This window comes from Curtobacterium sp. BRD11, from assembly GCF_031844345.1.
Taxonomy (GTDB): domain Bacteria; phylum Actinomycetota; class Actinomycetes; order Actinomycetales; family Microbacteriaceae; genus Curtobacterium.
The window spans coordinates 39,463-59,251 of record NZ_JAUZUZ010000008.1; the positions used below are offsets into that span (position 1 = coordinate 39,463).

The following is a 19,789-nucleotide window of genomic DNA, read 5'->3' on the forward strand; positions in this document are numbered from 1 at the left end:
TGGAACCGGGCGTACCTGGTGGGAACGGACGACCAGGTACGCCCGGATCGACCAGGTACGCCCGGATCGACCAGGTACGCCCGGAACGGCCGGGTACGCCCGGGAGGACTCGGCGCGCTCACCCGCGGCAGTACGCTCGCCCGGTGCTGACGATCGAGACCGTGCTCCCCGGTGCGCCCGCCGCCGCGCGCATCCTCCGCCGGTACACGTCCGAGGTCGCCTCGCGGTGGTACGGCCGCCCTGCGACGGAGGACGAGGTCGACCAGGCACTCCGCGACGAGCCCTCCGACGACCTCACGGGCACGACCGGTGTGCTCCTCGTCGCCCTCGACGACGGGGTACCGGTCGCGTGTGCCGGCGCGCGCTTCCGCGGGGACGTCGCCGAACTGACCAAGGTGTTCACCCTGGGCGAGGCCCGCGGACGGGGCATCGGGAGACGCATGGTCCGCGCCGTCGAGCGGGTGTGCGCGGAGCGGGGCGTCGACACGGTCCAGCTCGACACCCGCGGGGAGCTCGCCGAGGCCTGCGCGTTGTACGAGCGGCTCGGCTACCGGCGGGTCGAGCCGTTCAACGACGAGCCGTACTCCGACCGCTGGTACCGGAGGTCCCTCGCCGGAACGTCCGCCTGAACCTCCGGCGGGTCAGAAGGCGGCGAGGGCGTTCTCGAGCATCCGGTGCCCCTGTCGTTCGAAGCGCTCGTCGTGCACCGCGAAGGCCCACACGGCCGTCCCGACCGCCTCACGCAGCTGGAGCGAGCGCCAGTCGTCGGTGTCACGAGGATCGGACCCGTAGCCCGCGAAGAACGCGTGCTCGAGCTCGGGGGAGTCCTCCCAGTGCAGGACCGCCAGGCGGGTGAGGTCCGCTGCGGCCGGGCGGAACCCGAAGCGACCGAAGTCGATCGCACGCAGTCGGCCGTCCTGCACGATCCAGTTCCGGGGGTGCCAGTCGCCGTGCGTCGGCACCAGGGTCGCGGCGTGCGGGGTCGACGACCGGAGCAGCGTCCGCGCGCGGTCCTCGAGCTGCGGATCGATGCGGTGCGGGGCGTCGAGGGAGCGGAGTGCCTTCGCGGTCTCGGCCGTCAGGTACTCCGCATCGGTGCGGGCCGCCTGGTCGTGGAGCCGTCGGAGGATCGTGCCCGCCTGCCGGTGCACGGTCGCAGCGGTCTCGTCGGGGGTCCCGAGCGCGAGGTGCCCGGGGACCCGCTCCAGCACGAGCACACGGCTCTCGGTGTCCGCGGCGACCAGATGGCCCGTGTCGTCACCACGGAGGAGCGCCCCGGTCCACTGCCGGTGCGCCGTCAGCTCCCGTGGGAAGTGCGTGTTCTCCGGTCCGGACGCCTTCACGGTGTGCTCCCCGGCACCGTTCCGGACGTGGAGCACCCGGGTGTCGAGGAGGCCCCACGACTCGTCCGCCACCATCGACGCCCCGGGGAGCACCTGCGCGACGAACGCCGCCTGCGCCGGGCTCAGCCCGCTGTCGTCCCACCCCACGGCGCCATCCTGGCACGTGCGCGACGAGTGGTCATCCGGTAGTCGCGCACCGTCCTTGTCGCCCTCGGACACGGGCGGTACAGTCCGGATCACCCGTCGACGGAGACGGCCCCTCGACGGGACGAGGAGCGCACCGCAGTGCTGCGCGCTCCCCGCACGTGCCGCCGCCGACCGATCGAGGAGGATCACATGGCGAGCAACCACGCAGTCGCGTACAAGGGACCCGGGAAGGTCGAGGTCATCGACACCGACTACCCGACGTTCGAGCTCAAGGACGGACCCGGGGTGAACCCGGCGAACGTCGGACGCAAGGTGAACCACGGCGCGATCCTGCGCACCGTGGCGACGAACATCTGCGGCAGCGACCAGCACATGGTCCGCGGCCGCACGACCGCTCCGACGGACCTCGTGCTCGGGCACGAGATCACCGGCGAGGTCGTCGAGGTCGGTCCGGACGTCGAGTTCATCAAGGTGGGGGACATCGTCTCCGTGCCGTTCAACATCGCCTGCGGGCGGTGCCGGAACTGCAAGGAGCGGAAGACCGGCATCTGCCTCAACGTGAACCCGGACCGCCCGGGCAGCGCCTACGGCTACGTCGACATGGGCGGCTGGGTCGGCGGCCAGGCCGAGTACGTGCTCGTGCCCTACGCCGACTGGAACCTGCTGAAGTTCCCGGACCGCGACCAGGCCCTCGAGAAGGTCCTCGACCTCGCGATGCTCTCCGACATCTTCCCGACCGGCTTCCACGGTGCGGTGACCGCCGGGGTCGAGGTCGGCTCGACGGTCTACGTCGCCGGCGCCGGGCCCGTGGGTCTCGCCGCCGCGACGGGCGCGTTCCTGCTCGGAGCGAGCGTGGTGATCGTCGGGGACATGAACGCCGACCGGCTGGCGCAGGCGCGCAGCTTCGGGTGCGAGACGGTCGACCTGACGAAGGGCGACCCGGCCGACCAGATCGACCAGATCCTCGGTGAACCCCTCGTGGACTGCGGCATCGACGCCGTGGGCTTCGAGGCGAAGGGGCACGGCTCCGGTGCCGGACACGAGGCCCCGGCCACCGTGCTCAACTCCCTGATGGACGTCACGGCCGCCGGCGGCGCACTCGGCATCCCCGGGCTCTACGTCACGGGTGACCCGGGCGGCGTCGACGAGGCCGCGAAGAAGGGCGCCCTGTCGCTCAGCCTCGGCACCGGGTGGGCCAAGTCGCTGTCCTTCACCACGGGGCAGTGCCCGGTGATGAAGTACAACCGGCAGCTGATGATGGCGATCCTGCACGACCGCACGAGCATCGCGAAGAACGTCAACGCGAAGCCGATCGGACTCGACGAGGCCCCTCGCGGGTACGAGGAGTTCGACAAGGGTGCCGCGACGAAGTACGTGCTGAACCCGAACGGCCTGATCCCGGCGGCCTGACCGCCGCACGGTCCGCGTCGCATCGACACCCGGTGCGGCGCGGGCCGTGGCCGTCGTCGCACTCGCGCAGCCACCGGTCCGTACGCTCGCCGGTGTGAGCGACACCCGCCGGCCCTCGACCGTCCGCCTGCTGTTCGCGTCGTCACACCCCGGACCGACGGTCACGGTGACGGTCCTCGCCGCGGTGATCGCCGCGGCCGTCGGGCACCCGTGGTGGCTCGTCGTGCTCGTGGCGCTCGCCGTCGTGGCCGGGCAGCTGTCGATCGGCCTCGCCAACGACTGGATCGACGCCGACCGCGACCGGGCCGTCGGCCGCAGTGACAAGCCCGTCGCCCGCGGACTGATCCCCGTCGGGACCGTCCGGACCGCGGCCGTGACGACCGCGGGTGTCGCCGTGCTCCTGTCGCTCGCCCTGGGCCCGGTCGCCGCGGTGGCCCACGTCGTCCTCGTCGCGGCCGGCTGGGCCTACGACGCCGGACTGAAGCGGACGGTCTGGTCCGTCGTGCCGTTCGTGGTGGCGTTCGGGCTGCTGCCGGTCGTGTCCGTCGCTGCCGGGGGTGACGGTTCGTGGCCGGCGTGGTGGGCGATCGCCACCGGAGCGGTCTTCGGTGTCGCGATCCACTGCACCAACGTGCTGCCGGACCTGCTCGACGACGAGGCGACCGGCGTCCGTGGGTTCCCCCACCGGCTGGGGCTCCGGGGCGCGGGGACGCTGGCGTTCGGGTCGCTCGTCGTCGCGGCGGCGCTGGTGCTCGGCGGCCAGGCCGCCGGCGGAGGCGTCGGCACGGCCGGGACGGTCCTGGCGGTCGTCGGAGCCCTCGTGGTCGTCGTGCTCGCGGTGGTCGGGATCCGCCTCGTGTTCGCCGGTCGTCCGACGCGGGCACTGTTCCGCCTCGTCATCACGTCCTCGCTCGTCCTCGTCGTCGAGCTCGGCGTCGCCGGCGCCCGACTGATCGCCTGACGGCACCGGAAGCGGCACCGGGACCGGCACAGGCGCAAGCACAGGCACAGGCACAGGCACAGGCACAGGCACTCGCACTGGCACTGGCACTGGCACCGGCACCGGCACCGGCACCGGCACTGGCACCGGAAACGGCATCGGCACCGGCTGACTCAGGCCCACCGCATCGCGTAGACCCCGGCGAGCCCGTCGGCGCTCGGCAGCGCGAGCACGGTGCGGAGCAGCGCCTCCCGCCCCACCGACCCGAGCACGCCCGTGGGACGCCCGAGCGCCATGTTCAGTTCCGCCTGCCGAGCAGCCCGCCGCGCCGCGGCCTGCCGCCCGACGGCGTACCCGTTCGCGGACTCCTGCCACGGTCCGTCCGTGCCTGAACGGACGGCCTCGGCGAGCAGTGGCGCGAGCGCGGCGGCGTCGAGCCAGCCGAGGTTCATGCCCTGGCCGCCGATCGGACTGATCTCGTGCGCGGCGTCCCCGACGAGCACCACCCGTCCGACACCGACGTGCGACGCCTCCCGCCGCCGCACCCGGAAGCCGCTCGTCATCGTGCACGTCGCCGGGTCGGGCCGGGCGCCGGTGCGTCCCGCGACGATCGCGGCGAGGCGGGCGGCGGCGTCCGGGTCCGGTTCGCCACCGGCCGGTGCGGTGCGGTCGTCCGGCACGAGGGCGACGTACCGCCGCCTGCCACCCGGCAGCGGGAACGACTCGACGACCCCCTCCGGTCCGACGTCGACCAGTGCCGACGACCGGGCCTGCTCGGGTTCGGGGTCGGCGAAGTCGCCCATCACGTACCGGTCGCGGTAGTCGCGGCCCGAGGTCGCGATGCCGACCAGGTCCCGCACCGCGCTGCGGGCGCCGTCCGCGCCGACGACGAAGGCCGCCTCGACGACGACCGGGGCACCGTCGGGTCCGACACCGTGCGCCTCGACGTCCCCGACGCGGCGGGACAGGGCGGTCACCGTCGTGCCCGTCCGCAGCGTCCCGGACGCGAGCCGGTCGCGCAGCAGCGCCTCGGTGCGGTGCTGGTCGAGCGTCGCGACGTACGGGTGCGTCGCGGAGGCACGGTCGAACGACAGCGTCCCGAGTTCCCGTCCGCGACTCCGGGCCACGCCCGTGCGGACGAGCACCGCCTCGGCGAGCACCGCGGTGTCCAGGCCGATCGCGGCGAAGGCGTCGAGCGACGGCGGGTGGATCCCGATCGCGCGCGAGCCCGTCGGCTCGGTGTCGCGCCGCTCCCAGACGGCGACCGTGACGCCCGCCCGCTCGAGGAGCGCAGCGGCGAACAGGCCGACGGGCCCGCCCCCGACGACGAGCACGTCGACGCGTTCCGTGGTCACGGAGGCGAGCCTACGGACCCGTCGCGGCGACCCACCCAGGCGTCGTCGGACGGGAGGCGCGTGGCGGGCGCGCCACGGGCCTCCCGTCCGAGGGTGCGTCACGTCGGCGGACGCTCGCCGACGTCGTCAGGTGGTGACGCGTGCGCGTTCGGCGCGGTCCTCGGCGGCGAGTCGACGGGCCTCGCGGAAGCGCTTCTGTGCCTTCTCGACGGGGACCTCGACGGCGTACGCGGCGCCGACCGCCACGACGACGGCGACCGCGATCATGAGCACCTTGCCCCACGGCCCGACGGCGAAGGGGGCGAGGAGCGCGATGACGAGCGGGTGCCAGAGGTACGCGGCGTACGACACGCGCCGACCGAACCACGAGACCGGCGACCAGGCGAGTGCGGCCGACAGCGGCGACCGCACCGACACGAGCCCGCCGATGAGCACCGCGGAGACGACGCCCGTGAGCGGCAGCACGACGCTGAAGGTCCAGGCGTGCTGCGCCCAGTCGTCGCCGATCCACAGCATGGTCCCGGCGAGCAGGACGATCCCGGCCCAGGTCGCGACGTGCCCGGCGATCCCGGCGGCCCACGTGCGGACGCGCTCGTCGTCGAGCAGCAGCGCGAGCAGGCAGCCGGTCGCCAGCGGGACGACCCCGAGCACGGGGGAGAAGTAGACGTCGGGCGTCGCGCCGCTGTTCGGCTTCGCGTACACCAGGCCGGCGACGACCGAGCACGTCACGATCACCGCGCCGAGCCCGAGGACGAGCCAGCGTCGACGGGAGCGGACCAGGAAGAGGAGCACCAGGACGGGCGGCCACACCAGGTAGAACTGCTCCTCCATCGACAGCGACCACGTGTGCGCGAAGACGCCCTGCGTGGTGTCCCAGAAGGAGCGGAAGAGGTTGCCGGTGTAGGTCAGTGCGATGAACGCGGCCTCGCCGGGGCTGAACGAGGCGCCCTTGTAGTCACCGACCCAGTTCCACAGGAGCAGCCCGACCACGACGAGAGCGACGAGGGCCGGGTAGAGCCGGAGCAGACGCTTCAGCCAGAAGGTCCCGAGACGGATGCGTCCGGTCTTCCGGTGCTCGCCGAGCAGCAGCGTCGTGATGAGGAACCCGGACAGGGCGAAGAACACGGTGACGCCGATGAAGCCGCCCTCGAACTGCGGCACGTGCAGGTGGTACAGGATCACCATGGCGATGGCGATCGTCCGGAGCCCGTCGAGGGCCGGAGCGCGGCGGGTCAGCGGCGGTGGCGGCGTCGGCCGGGCAGCACGGATCCCACGGCCGACCGGTGTGCTGCGGTCGACCGCGTTGGCGTGCTCGGGGGCGAGGGTGTTCGTCGCCACGGTTCCTCCCTGTGAGGATCGTTCGAACGGATGACGACGAGCTTGCCCTGTCCGGGTAAGAGGACGCTCAAGATCCGGGGTGCAGGATCCGGGTCAGTGCGTCCAGCCGCTCGTGCACGATCGCGGCGAAGTCGCGGTCCTCGCCGTCCGCGATCCACTGCGTGAAGGACAGGTGGAACACCGTGACCGCCGTCTCTGCGGCGATCGTGGCCGCCGGCTCGTCGATCCCGTGTGCGCGCAGTGCGCCGCCCAGGTGGACCTTCAGGGTCGCGAGCTTGCCGAGCTCCCTCTCGCCCAGTGCGGGGACGGCGTCGATGACCTGCTGTCGGGCCCTGGACCACGCGCGACGGTCGTCGGGGAAGAACGCGGCCGCGGAGTCGAGCGTGCGACCGACCAGGGCCAGGGCGGGCGTCCCGACGGGCGCCTGGGCGATCGGGTCGGTGAACATGCCGGTGAAGTCGTCCTGCCCGGCGAACAGCACCTCGCGCTTGTCGGCGAAGTGCCGGTAGAAGGTGCGCTCGGTGACCTCGGCTGCCGCGGCGATCTCGGCGACGGTCGTCTCGTCGTAGCCGTGCTCGGCGAAGCGCTGCAGTGCGGTCGCCTGCAGTCGTTCCCGGGTGCCCGATCGCCATCGTGCCATGGGACGATCCTACTGATGACAGTCGCTGACATCGAGTGCTACGGTGATGTCAGTCCATGACATCAGGTCGTGGGCACCCCACGAAGGGACCACTCATGCACGTGTTCGTCACCGGGGCCTCCGGATGGATCGGCTCCCACACCGTCGACGACCTGCTCGCCGCCGGGCACGACGTCACCGGCCTCGCGCGCTCCGACGCGGCGGCGGCGGCGCTCGAGACGAAGGGCGTCACGGTCCTGCGCGGCGACCTCGACGACCTCGGGGCGCTCGCCCGGGGTGCGGCCGGTGCCGAGGGGGTCCTGCACCTCGCGAACAAGCACGACTGGTCCGACCAGGCTGCGACGAACGCCACCGAGCGCGCCGCCGTCGAGACCCTCGCGAACGCCCTCGTCGGCACGGACCGCCCGTTCGTGGTGGCATCCGGGGTCGCCGCCCTGGCTCCGGGTCGTCCCGCCGAGGAGCGGGACCCGTCTCCCTTCACCGGTGTGGACAGCCCCCGCGGTGGCAGCGAGAACCGGGCACTCGACTTCGTGGACCAGGGGGTCCGCACGATCGCTGCGCGGTTCAGCCCGACCACGCACGGCGTCGGCGATCACGGCTTCGTCGCGTACCTGACCTCCGTGGCGCTGGAGCGGGGCGTGTCCGGCCACGTTGGCGACGGCAGCAACTGCTGGGCGGCCGTGCACGTGAGCGACGCCGCCCGGATGGTGCGGCTCGGTCTCGAGCAGGCCCCCGCGGGCGCACGGTTGCACGCCGTCGCCGAGGAGGGGATCCCCACGCGGGACATCGCCGCGGCGATCGGCGATGCGCTCGGGCTGCCGGTCACGAGCATCGACCCGTCGGACGCGTCGGCGCACTTCGGGTTCATCGGCGGGTTCTTCGGCGCGGAGATGTCGGCGTCGTCGACCGCGACGCAGGAGTTGCTCGGGTGGGAGCCCGTCGGGCCGTCCCTGCTCGAGGACATCGCCGCGGGGGCGTACGCACACGCCGCCGCGCGCTGACGGCCGCGCCCGCCGCGCTCGTCACGCTCGTCACCACGGTTGCGAGACTCGGCACAGCGGACAGTTTCGCGACGCAACCGCCGCGAATCTGTCCGCATGGTCGAGTCTCGGCTCGGGCCGGCGCCGGGCCGGCGGCCGGCCCGGCCCGGCCGGGCCGGCCCGGCCGGCCTACTCGGCCTTCTGCATCTGCCAGGGCTCGGGCTCGCGGTCGCCGTTCGGGCGCACCGGCCGGACGTCCCCGACGATCGGGATCGAGCGCTTCCGCATGAACCACAGGTAGCGGACGAAGAAGTGCGAGAGCGTCGACAGCCGGTTGCCGTTGCCGAGCAGCGAGGCGATGTGCACCGCGACCCACGCCAGCCACGCCACGGGGCCGACCATCGTGATGCCGCCGCGCAGCTGCGCCACCGCGGCGTTCGTCCCGATGGTCGCCATCGTGCCCTTGTCGAAGTACTTGAAGTGCTCGGTCGGCTTCCCGTCGAGCAGCCGCACCACCTGGCGCGCGACGTGCTTGCCGCCCTGCAGTGCGGGCTGGGCGAGCTGCGCGAGCGCGTCGTCCTGCGCCGCGATGTCGCCGGCCGAGAAGATCCGCTCCACGCCCTTCACGCTCAGGTCGTCGTTCACCTGGATGCGACCGCCGTGGGTCTGGGGCAGGCCCCAGCCGGAGACCTCCTTGTGCGCCGCGACCCCGGTGGCCCAGATGACCTGCGACGCGGGGATGAACTCGCCCGAGGCGGTGACGACCCCGTCCTCCTTGACCTCGGCGACGCCCGTGTCCAGGCGGAGCACGACCCCTCGCTTCCGGAGGACCTTGGCCGCGTACCGACGGAGGCGCGGGGCGAACGGCTTGAGCAGCTCGCCGCTGCGGTGCACCAGCGTGATGGAGATGTTGCCGCGCTCGATCTCCGGGTAGGCACCGACGAGCGCCTGGTCGCGGAGTTCCGCCAGGGCGCCGGCCATCTCCACGCCGGTCGCGCCGCCGCCGACGATCACCACGCGGATCTCGTCGGGACCCTGCTGGGCCGCGGCTTGCTCGAGGCGGGTGAACAGCTCGTCGCGGATGCGGAGTGCCTGCGAGCGGGAGTACATCGAGTAGGCGTACTCGTACGCACCGGGGGTGCCGAAGTAGCTCGTGTTGACGCCGTTCGCCAGGATCAGCCAGTCGTAGTGCAGGTGCTCGCCGTCCGACATCTCCGCGATGCGGTGCTCGGTGTCGATGCCGGTGAGCAGTCCGTGCCGGAAGTCGGCGTTCGACTGCTTCGCCCGCAGGCTCCGCAGGAAGTACGTCACGTCGCCCGCGTTCAGGCCGCCGGTGGCGACCTGGTACATGAGCGGCTGGAACATGTTGTAGACGTGGCGGTCGACGAGCGTCACCCGGACGTCCGCGTCGGCGAGTTCACGCATGGCCGCGATCCCCGCGAAGCCACCCCCGACGATGACGACGTGCGGGCGGGTGTCCTCGGACATGGTGTTCTCCAGGGTGGTGCGGTCGACGGCCACCCAGAAGGGTACGCCGGTCTCGGCACCCGTCCGTCCACCTGCCCGTCCGGCTGCCGATGGAGCGGTCCCGCGGTCCGGCCTGGAGGCACGCCCCGCCGCCGTCAGGCGTCGAACGGCGCGTAGGTGCTCAGCACGTTCCCCTTGCTGGTCACCACGCTCTGCACCAGGCGCAGGCGGGTGGGCGGGTCCGTCGGTTCGAAGAGCCGCCGCCCGGCTCCGGCGATCGCCGGGTGCACCATGAGCTGCAGCTCGTCGAGGAGTCCGGCGAACAGCAGGTGGCGCACCAGCGTGACGCTGCCGGTGACCGCGACGTCGCCGCCCTCGCCGGCCTTGAGGTCGCGGACGAAGTCGTCGACGTCGCCCTGGATCCGGTGCGCGTTCTGCCACGTCAGGTCGTCACCGAGGGTGGTCGACGCGACGTGCTTCTCGATCGGGTTGATCCACCGGCCGAACGGGTCGTCCTCGTGCCGGGGCCACCACTCGGACCACTCCAGGTAGCTCTGCTTGCCGAGCAGCACAGTCTCGGTCCGCTCCATCCACGCCGTCATGGCGGTCCCGAGCTCGGCGTCGAACGAGTCGTACTGGAACTCGTACGGGTCCTGCACCACACCGTCGATCGATGCGAACAGCCCCGAGGTCACCTTGCGCATGCTGCGGAGCATAGGGCCGCCGCGACCCCGCGTCGAGAGGTGCGTGCTGATCAGGCTGATCCCGCGCCGGGGAGCGCCGGGTAGGTTCGCACCGTGCGCGCACGGGTGGAGTCCTTCGAGGTCGGTGGGCTGTCCGTGCGGCTCCGGACCCTCGCGCCGGCCGGGCGGCTGCACGACACGCTCGCGCCGACGGTCGTCCTCGTGCACGGCATCGGCATGTCGCACCGCTCCTTCGACCGGACGCAGCGCCACCTCGCCCGCACCCACCGCACGGTCGCGGTCGACCTGCCGGGTTTCGGCGGGCTCCCCCCGGCAGGCCGCCCGCTCGACCTGCAGGAGCTCGGCGACCTGGTGGTCGGAGCCGTCCGGTCGCGCGGCGTCGGGGACCTCGTGCTCGTCGGCCAGTCGATGGGCACCCAGGTCGTCGTCGAGGCAGCCCGTCGGCACGCCGAGACGGTGACCGCGGTCGTCCTGGTCGGGCCCGTCGTGGACCCGGCGCGGCGGACGCTGCTGCAGCAGGCGACGGACCTCGGACGCGACTGCCTCGTCGAGGACCCGCGGATGAACCTCGTCGTGCTCACCGACTACCTGCGGAGCCTGCGACAGTACGTCCGGCAGCTCCGACCGATGCTCCGTTACCGGCTCGAGGACACCGTCCCGGAGCTCCCGCAGCCGGTGCTCGTCGTGCGCGGTGACCGCGACCCGATCGGGCGACGGGACTGGGCTGCTGCGCTCGCGGTCGCAGCGCGTCGGGGTGTCCTGGTCGAGCTCCCCGGCGGTCACCACGTGCAGGACCGGCAGCCCGTCGCGTTCGCGCGGCTGGTCGACGAGCTCCGGCGGGTGCAGACCGTCGAGGACCTCGCGGCCGGTGGCCCGTCGACCGGTGACACCACGACGGGGCCGGCACGGTGACGGACCGGACCACCCCGGGGACGGGAGCGGCGTCGGGGACGGCGGCCGTGCCTCCCGGCCGTGTGCCGCTGCTGCGTCGCGCCTGGTGGGCCGCCCTCGACTGGTGGTACGCCGCGCGGTGGCAGCTGCGGAGCACCGGACCGACGACCGCCGATGACTACCGGACCGGTGACGGCCAGCCGGTCGTCGTCGTGCCCGGCGTCTACGAGACCTGGCACTTCATGCGCCCGCTGATGGACGCCCTGCACGACGCCGGGCACCCGGTGCACGTGCTGCCCGTCCTGCGGCACAATCTGCGTCCCGTGCCGGAGTCGGCGCGCGAGGTCCTGGCGTACCTCGACGAGCACGACCTCCGTGGGGTGCTGGTCGTCGCGCACAGCAAGGGCGGTCTGATCGGCAAGTACGCGATGACCCTGCCCGAGGGGGAGCGCATCGACCGGATGGTGGCGGTGTCGACGCCGTTCGGCGGGTCCGTGTACGCCCGGCTGGCGCCCGTGCCGCACCTGCGGGCCTTCCGTGCGGCGGACCCGGTGCTCGCAGCGCTCGGACGCGACCTCGCCGTGAACGCCCGGATCACGTCCGTCTACGGGGTCTTCGACACGCTCATCCCGGGAGGCAGCGAGCTCGCCGGGGCCACGAACGTGCGCGTGCCCGTCGGCGGGCACTTCCGGATCCTCGGCGCGCAGCAGACCCGCGAGGTCGTGCTCGACGCGGCCGCGGGCCCGGGCTCAGCGGGCTGAGCCGAGCGCGGCCGTGCGGCGGCCGTGCGCGAGACTCGCGCTGACGGACACGTTCGTCCCCGGGGCCCGCGAGTCTCGTCCGCCTGGCCGAGTCTCGGGGCCGTGCTGTGCCGCGCCGCTGCCGCCGCGGTCAGGCGCCGGGCAGGAACAGGCAGAAGGGGTGCCCGTCGGGGTCGAGGAGCACCCGCACGTCGTCCTGGGGCTGGAAGTCCGCCTCGGTCGCACCGAGCTCGAGCGCGCGGGCGGTCGCGGCGTGGAGGTCCTCCACCTGCAGGTCGAGGTGCAGCTGCATGCCCTGCGTCCCCGTGACCGGGGGCCAGGTCGGTGCCTCGTAGGCGTCGTCGTACTGCACCGAGAGCCCGACCCCGCCGTCGGCCGGGCGCACCCGCAGCCAGGTCGGACCGTCCTCGTGCACGGTCCACCCGGTCAGCGCACCCCAGAACCGCGCGAGGCGCACCGGGTCGGGGGACTGCAGGACGGTCGCGGTCAGCACGGGCATCGCGGGGTCGTCGGCACTCATGCGGCGCACGGTACCCGGGCCTGTCGACAGGACGGTCCAGCACCGCGACGGCCGCGCGACGGCCGCGCGACGGCTGCCGGCTGGTCAGCGGGCGGCGACGCTCGCGCGCTCGACGATCCGGTGCGGCACGACGACGGTCTCCGGAGCGGCCGTCGGGTCGGCGATGCGTCGGGTGAGCAGGTCGAGTGCCGCCGTGGCGAAGGCCCGCCGGTCGAACGACACCGTCGTCAGCGCCGGGATCGCGAAGGCTGCGGCGTCGACGTCGTCGAACCCCACGACGCTGACCTGCTCCGGCACGTGGACACCCCGTGCCGCCAGGACGTGCAGCACGCCGAAGGCGATCGAGTCCGTGTACGCGAACACCGCGTCCGGCAGCGGGTGCGCGTCCAGCCAGGTCGCGAACCCCGTCGCCGCCGCACTCGTCGACCACGTCGGCAGCGGCACGCGCAGGGCGGGGTCGACGTCGAGGCCGACCGCGCCGAGCGCATCCGCGTGGCCCTGGTCGCGCAGCTCGCTCGTGGCGGTGGCGTCCGTCGAGCGGGCGGCCCCGACGACCGCGATCCGACGGTGCCCGCGGTCGAGCAGGTGGGTCGTGACCTCGCGTGCGGCGCGGCGGCTGTCCACGTGCACCTGGTCGACGTGCTCCGGTTCGACCTCGCCGATGACGACGGTCGGCGGGAGCCCCTCGGTCTCGGCCAGGACGCTCGCGCTGAGCGACACCGGGTTGAGCACGAGGCCGTCCACCAGGTGGGCCCGGGCCCGGGAGACGAGGTCCCGTTCACGTCCGGGGTCGTGTCCGGTCTGGTCGAGCTGCACCGTCCAGCCGCGCTCGCGGGCGAGTTCGACGAACCACTGGGCGAGTTCGGCCGAGTAGGCGCTGCCGAGCTCGGGCAGCGTCAGGGCGATCGCGCCGGAGCGTCCGTTGCGCAGGCCGCGCGCGGACAGGTTCGGCACGTAGCCGAGCTCGGCGACCGCGCGCTCGACCCGCTCCCGTGTCGCCGGCCGCACGGGCACGCCGCCGTTCACCACGTTGGAGACGGTCTTCGGGGAGACCCCGGCGAGGGCCGCCACGTCCCGCACGGTCGCGCGCATCGGGACGAGCGTAGCGCGCCGCCCGGCGGACGGGAGGCGCGGTGCGGTGCCGCCACGTGCCTCCCGTCCGTCGCGGTGACGGACGGGAGGTGCGGTGCAGGACCGCCCCGTGCCTCCCGTCCGACACGGGGCGGGTCCGACCCGGACCGCGCGCCGCGGGCCGGCGCCGCTCGGTCGTGGCTACGCGTCGACCAGCTCGCGCCGCGCCGCTCGGCGTGCGCGGACGCGGCCGGTCACCGTGACCGCGACCACGACCGCCAGCACCGCGTAGAGCACGATCGGGATGGGGCCGGCCACCAGCACCGAGAAGTCCCCGTCGGCGCTCAGCGCCGCGTCCCGCAGGCTCGTCTCGGCGAGCGGACCGAGCACCATCCCGATGATGAGCGGTGCGAGCGGGATGTCGAGGGCCCGCATGAGGAACCCGACGAGGCCGATGCCGAGCAGCATGAGCAGGTCGAAGACCGAACCGCTCGTCGCGTAGATGCCGAGCCCGCAGAAGACGGCGATGCCCGCGTAGAGGTACGCGCGCGGGATCCGGAGCAGCTTCGCCCACAGCATCGCGAACGGGAGGTTGATGACGAGCAGCACCACCATCGCGATGAAGAACGACGCCAGCAGCGCCCAGACCAGGTCGGGGGACCGGTCGAAGAGCAGCGGACCCGGCTGCAGGCCGTACTGGCGGAACGCGGCGAGCATGATCGCGGCGGTCGCCGACACCGGCAGGCCGAGGGACAGCAGCGCACCCATCGCCATGCCGGTCGTGGAGTTGCCGGCTGCCTCGGGTGCCGCCAGGCCGCGGATCGCACCCGTGCCGAACTGCGGGTCCTTCCGGCGGGCGTCGAGACGCTTCTCGAGCCCGAACGCCAGGAAGGTCGGGATCTCCGACCCGCCGGCGGGCACGACGCCGAAGGGCAGCCCGATCGCGGTGCCCCGCAGCCAGGCGGGCGCCGCCTCGCGCAGTTCCCGCTTCGAGAGCCACGGGCGTCCGGTCGCCTGCACCATCCGGCCGTCCTTCAGGTGTCGGGCCAGGCACGCGACGTAGATGACCTCGCCGAGCGCGAGGACCGCGACCGTCACCGTGACGAGCGAGATGCCGTCGAAGAGCTCGGGCACGCCCATCGTGAAGCGCGGTGCACCCGAGATGCCGTCGACGCCGATCACCGCGATGCCGAGACCGAGGCACAGCGAGCCGAGGCCCTTCAGCGCGTCGTCGGTGACGACCGACGACGTCGTGACGAACGCGAAGAGTGCCAGGGCGAAGAACTCCGCCGGTCCGAAGCTCGACGAGAACGACGCGAGTGCCGGTGCGAGGAACACGACCAGGACCGAGGCGATCATGCCGCCGACGAACGCGCCGATCGCGGCCGTCGCGAGCGCCTGGGCCGCTCGTCCGTTCAGCGCCATCTTGTGGCCCTCGAACGTCGAGGCGATGGCCGAGGCCTGGCCCGGCGTGTTCATCAGGATGCCCATGGTGGAGTCACCGAAGAGCCCGCCGAAGTAGACGCCGGCGAACATGATGAACGCCGCGGTCGGGTCGAGCGAGAACGTCACGGGCAGCAGCAGCGCCACCGCCATCGACGAGCCGAGGCCGGGGAGGACGCCGACCGCGGTGCCGAGGAGGCACCCGACGACGACCCAGAGCAGGTTGGCGGGGGTCAGGGCGCCGGCGAAGCCGTCACCGAGGAGACCGAGCACGTCCACGTCAGAACTCCCATCCGACGATGCCCGAGGGCAGCGACAGGTCGAGCAGCATGTCGAAGGCGATGTAGCTGATCGCGCTCACCGTCAGCCCGACGACGAGCGGACGCAGCCACCCCGGGGCGCCGAGCCCCTTCGCGACACCGAGGAAGAGCAGTCCGGCACCGACGATCCACCCGAGCACGCCGAGCAGCAGGGCGAAGGCGGCGAAGGACAGGACCACCCAGGCCAGGGAGCGCCAGTCGACGCGGACCGAGCGCTGCTCGACCGAGGTGCCGGTCGTTCCAGTGTCGGCGGTGTGCGTGTCGGCGCGGACGGCGGCGTCGGTGCGGGCCTCCGACGGTGTGCCGTCGGTCCCGACCCGTCGGCCGCGCGCAGCCCGGACGGACCGGACGACCAGCAGGGCGGCCAGCAGCAGGAGTGCGGCGGCGACGATGCCGGGGAACACCGCGGGCCCGGGGAACGCGGTTCCGTCGGGGACCTCCATCGTGACGATGCCGACGACGAGGTAGACCGCGAAGGCGGTGAAGAGCGCCGGGGTGGTCAGCTCCTTCGCCACCGCGGCGACGCGGCCGGGGTCGGCCCGCAGCGTGAGCCGCTGTCCGACGACCGCGGAGGACGACGTGGGGTTGCTCGGACGGGTCATCGGCCCAGCTCCTCGTACAGCCCGGTGATGCGCTCGCGCTCCTCGTCGATGAACGCGTCGAGCTCGTCACCCGTGATGATCCGCTCGGTCCAGTGGTACCGCTCCATGGCGTCCGCCCACTCGGGGGTGTCGAGCGTGTCCAGCACGATGTCGGTCAGCTGCGCCCGCTGCTCGTCGTCGAGTCCGCCCGGTGCAGCGATCTCGCGCCAGTTCGTCAGCGTGACGTCGTGCCCCTGCTCGACCGCGGTGGGGATGTCGATGCCCTCGACCGGCTCCGCCGCGACGAGCGCGAGTGCGCGCAGACGACCGGACTCGATCTGGTCGATGTTGTCCGGGTACCCGCCCGAGGCCGCCGCCGCCGTGCCGTTGAGGAGCGCCTGGATGGCCTCGCCACCGCCGTCCGACGGGATGTAGTTCGTGTCCTTCGGGTCGATCCCGGCCGAGACGGCGAGGTCGGTGACGACGAGCTGGTCGAACGAGCCGCCGCCCGTCCACGGCACCGAGCCGGGGCGCTCGCGCCAGGCGCTGACGAGGTCGTCGAGCGTCTCGTACGGCGAGTCGGCGGGGACGACGATGACGTCGTACTCCTCGACGGTGACCGCGAGCGGCGTGATGTCGTCGTGGGTGACCGCGGAACCGAACTGGATCTCGGCCGCGAGGAGTCCCGTCCCACCGACGAGCAGCGTGTCCGTCTGTCCGGCGAGCCGAGCGACGTTCCCGAGCGCGATGGTGCCACCGGCGCCCGGCATGTTGACCACCTGGACCGAGTTGACGATGCCGTTCGCGCGCTGCGCCTGCTGCATGGACCGTGCGACGCCGTCCCAACCGCCGCCGGCCGCCGCCGGCGCCACGAGGGTCACCGACCGGGTCGGGTCACCTCCGGCCGCTGCCGACGTCACCGAGCCGAAGGCCGCGACCGCGATGGACACCGCGGCGACGGCTGTCCCGACCACGCGTGCGACGGGGCGACGGGCACGCGGCGGACCCGGCGTCCCCGTCGTCGGCTGCTCCGGCACTGGTTGCTCCGCGGGCACGGGTTGCTCCGGCTGCACTGGTTGCTCTGGCATTGCTGACTCCCTCCTGCGCACGTCGTCGTGCCGCAGGTCGAGAAGTACGATGGCAGCCGCCGACCGGGCGAGCACCCGGCGGCGGAGATGTGCTCATTGACGCTCACGGCGTCGCGGCCGAAGGGGGACGCCACGGTGACCAGGGCTCGTCTCGGGCGGTTGCGGCGGACCGCGGTGCTCGCGCTGCCGAGCGTCATCGTGCTCGCGGCGACGGGTGTCACGACCGGGGTCGCGGCCGTGGTGCAGGAGCGCGCCATCCGCACGTCCGTGGTCGACCAGGTGTCCGGCGTCGCGTCGAGCCTGGCCGACCTGCCCGAGGTGCGGGACGCGGTGGCGTCGGTCGCCGACCGGGGCGCACCCGGGGCGCTCGCCGACGCCGATGACCTCGCCTCCGCCACCGCGGCACTGCAACCGATCGCGACGCTCGTCGAGGGTGCCGCCGGCGTCTCGTACGTCGTGGTCACCGACGACGACGGCGTGCGGATCACCCACCCGGACCCGGCGGAACGCGGTGAGCCCGTCGAGACGACGATCGCGCCCGTGCTCCGCGGTGCGGAGTTCGTCGGCACCGAGACCGGCCCGACCGGGACGACCCTGCGTGCGAAGGTGCCCGTCGTCGGCGCGGAGGGCGAGGTCGTCGGCGTCGTGGCGGTCGGCGTGCTCGAGTCCACCATCGCGGCGGACCGGGAACGGGCCCTCGGCACCCTGCTCCCGTGGAGCACCGGCGCGCTCGTCGCGGCGACGCTCGCGAGCGTGCTCCTGTCACTCGTGATCGCCCGACGGCTCCGCCGAGCCGACGCGGTCGACGCGGAGAGCCGGCAGGTCCGGTGGACGACCGAGGCGCTGCGCGAGCAGGCACACGAGTTCGGCACCCGTCTGCACGTGGTGCGCGGACTGGTCGAACAGGGGGACGACGAGGACGCGATGGCCTACATCGACGCCGTGGCACCCGGGTTGACCAGCGGCGGCGGTGCCGGGTCGCCGCGCCGCGGTGCGGTGGCGACGGCGTCGGTCGCGGCGGTGCGCTCGGAACTCGCCGTGGCCGGGACCACGCTCGACCTCCGGATCGCCGACGACGTCGTGCTCGACGACGCGGTGCTGCTGGTCGTCGCCAACCTGTGCCGGAACGCCGCCGAGGCCGGGGCGGCCACCGTCAGCTGCACCATCGGCTCGCATGACGGGCGTGTGACGGTGACGGTCGAGGACGACGGACCGGGCATCGACCCGGCCGACGCGCACCGCGTGCTGACCCGCGGGTGGTCGTCGAAGACCGACGAGAGCGGCCTCGGGCGCGGCATCGGCCTGGCACTCGTCCGACGCACCGCCACCGACCGCGGCGGATCCGTGGTCGTCGGACGGTCGGCAGCGCTCGGCGGTGCCCGGCTCGACGTCGAGATGGCGGCGGGATCGTGACGGCGGCGCTCCGCGTGCTCGTGGTCGACGACGACGCCGGCGCTCGCGCACTCCACACCCGGTGGGTGGCCGCGACCGAGGGGTTCGCCGTCGTCGGGGCGGTCGCGTCCGGCGGCGCCGCGCTGGCATCCGTGGAGCGCGGGGTCGACCTCGTGCTGCTCGACATGCGCCTGCCCGACATCAGCGGCATCGAGGTCCTGCACCGCATGCACGTCGCCGGCGTCGACGACACCGACGTGCTGGTCGTCAGCTCGTCCCGCGACCAGGTCACCGTCCGGCAGGCGCTCGCCGCGCACCCGGTCGGGTACCTGCTGAAGCCGTTCGACCGCGAGGCCCTGCAGGACCGGCTCCGCGCCTACGCGGCCGAACGTCGGTCCCGCGAGGACGCGCAGCGCGACGTCCCGATGGGGCAGGGCGACGTCGACCGGCTGCTCGTCACCGGATCGGTGCGCGTGGTCGGACCCGACCGCACGGCGACGCGAGCGCCCGAGGACGCCCTCCCGAAGGGCGTCAGCGCCACCACGCTCGGTCGGGTCGTGACGGCGCTCGACCCCGTGGTCGCCCGCTCGGTCGACGAGGTCGCGGCAGCGACGGGCACCTCGCGGGCCACCGCCCGCCGGTACCTCGACCACCTCGTCGCGACGGGCGCCATCGACCTGGCGCACCGGTACGGCCGTCGAGGCCGCCCGCAGGTGCTCTACCGGCTGACGCCGGCCCCCTGAAGGCCCGGCCACGGCAGCCGGGTCGCGATCCGTACCGGACGGGAGGCCCGTGGCGGCGTCGCCACGGGCCTCCCGTCCGTCACCGGGTCACGCGCGTCGCGTGGCGACGACCCGTCGTACGGTCGCGTCGCGCGCGTGGACGGGCGGGCGTCCGGTCAGGACGGGTGGCGGGCGGTCCACTCGCGGAACGGGGCCGTCGGGTCGTCGACCCGGCCCTGCTCGCTCGGCAGGGCGCGCTCCGCGACGGGCTTCGCGTACTCGTCGTAGAAGGTGGCGAGCGTCATCAGGCGGTTGCCGTCCTCGTAGTGCTCGCCCTCCTGCTCCCGCGTCGCGGCGAAGACCACGCGGTCCGGCTGGGCGTAGTACAGCGCGCCGAGGCACATCGGGCACGGGTACGCGGTGACGAACACCTCGTGGCCGGTGAGGTCGGTGATGCCCTGCTCGGCGGCGGCGCGGATCGCGCGGATCTCGGCGTGCGCGGTCGTGTCGCCGGTCTGGGCGACGTGGTTGACGGCCTCGACCACGACCTCGCCGTCGCGGACGATCAGGCAGGCGAAGGGCTTGCCACCGTCGTGGACGTTGTCGAGGGCGCGGGCGACCGCGAGGGCGGTGAGTTCGTCGTCGTGCATGCCGGCCACGGTGCTCCCGGTCGGTG

General features: G+C 73.4%; 20 protein-coding genes. 8 read left to right on the plus strand and 12 right to left on the minus strand.

The features are described from left to right. Positions 1-143 precede the first annotated feature (143 nt). The gene (locus Q9R28_RS15370) at positions 144-629 is read left to right on the plus strand and encodes a GNAT family N-acetyltransferase (protein WP_311206522.1); all 486 of its coding nucleotides are present in this window, start codon (positions 144-146) and stop codon (positions 627-629) included. A 12-nt stretch (positions 630-641) separates the two neighbouring features. On the opposite strand, the gene Q9R28_RS15375 is transcribed toward Q9R28_RS15370, so the two are convergent. Further along, complete coding sequence (locus Q9R28_RS15375; protein ID WP_066655978.1) at positions 642-1,490, minus strand: aminoglycoside phosphotransferase family protein; 849 nt, start codon at positions 1,488-1,490, stop codon at positions 642-644. A gap of 189 nt (positions 1,491-1,679) precedes the next feature. Between Q9R28_RS15375 and fdhA the strand changes: the two genes are divergently transcribed. Together fdhA and Q9R28_RS15385 are read left to right on the plus strand one after the other, a co-directional pair. Then, positions 1,680-2,900 carry a formaldehyde dehydrogenase, glutathione-independent gene (gene fdhA / locus Q9R28_RS15380; RefSeq protein ID WP_251154445.1) on the plus strand — a complete coding sequence of 407 codons (1,221 nt, stop codon included), beginning with the start codon at positions 1,680-1,682 and terminating at the stop codon, positions 2,898-2,900. A 94-nt stretch (positions 2,901-2,994) separates the two neighbouring features. Continuing rightward, a complete protein-coding gene (locus Q9R28_RS15385) occupies positions 2,995-3,861 on the plus strand; it encodes a UbiA family prenyltransferase (protein ID WP_311206523.1) in 867 nt (288 codons plus the stop codon). Positions 3,862-4,013: 152 nt separating this feature from the next. Here Q9R28_RS15385 and Q9R28_RS15390 read toward each other — a convergent pair whose 3' ends face one another. From Q9R28_RS15390 to Q9R28_RS15400, 3 genes are all read right to left on the minus strand, one after another. Further along, positions 4,014-5,195, minus strand: a complete 1,182-nt coding sequence (locus Q9R28_RS15390) for an NAD(P)/FAD-dependent oxidoreductase (RefSeq protein WP_311206524.1) — start codon at positions 5,193-5,195, stop codon at positions 4,014-4,016. A 126-nt stretch (positions 5,196-5,321) separates the two neighbouring features. Beyond that, positions 5,322-6,533, minus strand: coding sequence for an acyltransferase (locus tag Q9R28_RS15395; RefSeq protein ID WP_311206525.1), 1,212 nt, complete (start codon positions 6,531-6,533; stop codon positions 5,322-5,324). Positions 6,534-6,600: 67 nt separating this feature from the next. Beyond that, positions 6,601-7,173, minus strand: coding sequence for a TetR/AcrR family transcriptional regulator (locus tag Q9R28_RS15400; protein ID WP_311206526.1), 573 nt, complete (start codon positions 7,171-7,173; stop codon positions 6,601-6,603). 95 nt (positions 7,174-7,268) lie between these two features. Between Q9R28_RS15400 and Q9R28_RS15405 the strand changes: the two genes are divergently transcribed. Beyond that, positions 7,269-8,174 carry an NAD-dependent epimerase/dehydratase family protein gene (locus tag Q9R28_RS15405; protein WP_209685526.1) on the plus strand — a complete coding sequence of 302 codons (906 nt, stop codon included), beginning with the start codon at positions 7,269-7,271 and terminating at the stop codon, positions 8,172-8,174. Between the two features lie 168 nt (positions 8,175-8,342). On the opposite strand, the gene Q9R28_RS15410 is transcribed toward Q9R28_RS15405, so the two are convergent. Next, on the minus strand, positions 8,343-9,674 hold the full coding sequence (locus tag Q9R28_RS15410; protein WP_235426368.1) for an NAD(P)/FAD-dependent oxidoreductase: 1,332 nt from the start codon (positions 9,672-9,674) through the stop codon (positions 8,343-8,345). 101 nt (positions 9,675-9,775) lie between these two features. After that, a complete protein-coding gene (locus Q9R28_RS15415) occupies positions 9,776-10,324 on the minus strand; it encodes a dihydrofolate reductase family protein (protein WP_311206527.1) in 549 nt (182 codons plus the stop codon). Between the two features lie 93 nt (positions 10,325-10,417). Here Q9R28_RS15415 and Q9R28_RS15420 point away from each other — a divergent pair, with 93 nt between their 5' ends. Continuing rightward, entirely contained in the window at positions 10,418-11,236 is an 819-nt protein-coding gene (locus tag Q9R28_RS15420) for an alpha/beta hydrolase (protein WP_311206528.1), read from the plus strand. Then, on the plus strand, positions 11,233-11,976 hold the full coding sequence (locus tag Q9R28_RS15425; protein ID WP_235426367.1) for a triacylglycerol lipase: 744 nt from the start codon (positions 11,233-11,235) through the stop codon (positions 11,974-11,976). Before Q9R28_RS15420 ends, Q9R28_RS15425 begins: the two co-directional genes overlap by 4 nt. Positions 11,977-12,106: 130 nt before the next feature. On the opposite strand, the gene Q9R28_RS15430 is transcribed toward Q9R28_RS15425, so the two are convergent. From Q9R28_RS15430 to Q9R28_RS15450, 5 genes are all read right to left on the minus strand, one after another. Next, positions 12,107-12,496 (minus strand): VOC family protein, encoded by a 390-nt coding sequence (locus Q9R28_RS15430; RefSeq protein ID WP_235426366.1) that lies wholly within the window; start codon positions 12,494-12,496, stop codon positions 12,107-12,109. An 84-nt stretch (positions 12,497-12,580) separates the two neighbouring features. After that, the gene (locus Q9R28_RS15435) at positions 12,581-13,588 is read right to left on the minus strand and encodes a LacI family DNA-binding transcriptional regulator (RefSeq protein ID WP_311206529.1); all 1,008 of its coding nucleotides are present in this window, start codon (positions 13,586-13,588) and stop codon (positions 12,581-12,583) included. 180 nt (positions 13,589-13,768) lie between these two features. Further along, positions 13,769-15,289: a tripartite tricarboxylate transporter permease gene (locus Q9R28_RS15440; RefSeq protein WP_209685533.1), complete on the minus strand. Its 1,521-nt coding sequence runs from the start codon at positions 15,287-15,289 to the stop codon at positions 13,769-13,771. A 1-nt stretch (position 15,290) separates the two neighbouring features. Next, positions 15,291-15,932, minus strand: coding sequence for a tripartite tricarboxylate transporter TctB family protein (locus Q9R28_RS15445; RefSeq protein WP_311206530.1), 642 nt, complete (start codon positions 15,930-15,932; stop codon positions 15,291-15,293). Then, positions 15,929-16,885: a tripartite tricarboxylate transporter substrate binding protein gene (locus Q9R28_RS15450; RefSeq protein ID WP_066658604.1), complete on the minus strand. Its 957-nt coding sequence runs from the start codon at positions 16,883-16,885 to the stop codon at positions 15,929-15,931. Before Q9R28_RS15450 ends, Q9R28_RS15445 begins: the two co-directional genes overlap by 4 nt. Positions 16,886-17,134: 249 nt before the next feature. Here Q9R28_RS15450 and Q9R28_RS15455 point away from each other — a divergent pair, with 249 nt between their 5' ends. Continuing rightward, positions 17,135-18,412: an ATP-binding protein gene (locus Q9R28_RS15455; protein WP_311206531.1), complete on the plus strand. Its 1,278-nt coding sequence runs from the start codon at positions 17,135-17,137 to the stop codon at positions 18,410-18,412. Next, the gene (locus Q9R28_RS15460) at positions 18,409-19,134 is read left to right on the plus strand and encodes a response regulator (RefSeq protein ID WP_311206532.1); all 726 of its coding nucleotides are present in this window, start codon (positions 18,409-18,411) and stop codon (positions 19,132-19,134) included. Before Q9R28_RS15455 ends, Q9R28_RS15460 begins: the two co-directional genes overlap by 4 nt. 155 nt (positions 19,135-19,289) lie before the next feature. Here Q9R28_RS15460 and Q9R28_RS15465 read toward each other — a convergent pair whose 3' ends face one another. Further along, positions 19,290-19,763 (minus strand): nucleoside deaminase, encoded by a 474-nt coding sequence (locus Q9R28_RS15465; RefSeq protein ID WP_311206533.1) that lies wholly within the window; start codon positions 19,761-19,763, stop codon positions 19,290-19,292. Positions 19,764-19,789 lie beyond the last annotated feature (26 nt).

Excerpts from the sequence above, each read along its gene's own strand:
- fdhA (WP_251154445.1), top strand. The coding sequence starts at position 1,680 with ATGGCGAGCAACCACGCAGTCGCGTACAAGGGACCCGGGAAGGTCGAG.
- Q9R28_RS15400 (WP_311206526.1), bottom strand. The coding sequence starts at position 7,173 with ATGGCACGATGGCGATCGGGCACCCGGGAACGACTGCAGGCGACCGCA.
- Q9R28_RS15405 (WP_209685526.1), top strand. The coding sequence starts at position 7,269 with ATGCACGTGTTCGTCACCGGGGCCTCCGGATGGATCGGCTCCCACACC.
- Q9R28_RS15415 (WP_311206527.1), bottom strand. The coding sequence starts at position 10,324 with ATGCGCAAGGTGACCTCGGGGCTGTTCGCATCGATCGACGGTGTGGTG.
- Q9R28_RS15430 (WP_235426366.1), bottom strand. The coding sequence starts at position 12,496 with ATGAGTGCCGACGACCCCGCGATGCCCGTGCTGACCGCGACCGTCCTG.
- Q9R28_RS15435 (WP_311206529.1), bottom strand. The coding sequence starts at position 13,588 with ATGCGCGCGACCGTGCGGGACGTGGCGGCCCTCGCCGGGGTCTCCCCG.
- Q9R28_RS15445 (WP_311206530.1), bottom strand. The coding sequence starts at position 15,932 with ATGACCCGTCCGAGCAACCCCACGTCGTCCTCCGCGGTCGTCGGACAG.
- Q9R28_RS15465 (WP_311206533.1), bottom strand. The coding sequence starts at position 19,763 with ATGCACGACGACGAACTCACCGCCCTCGCGGTCGCCCGCGCCCTCGAC.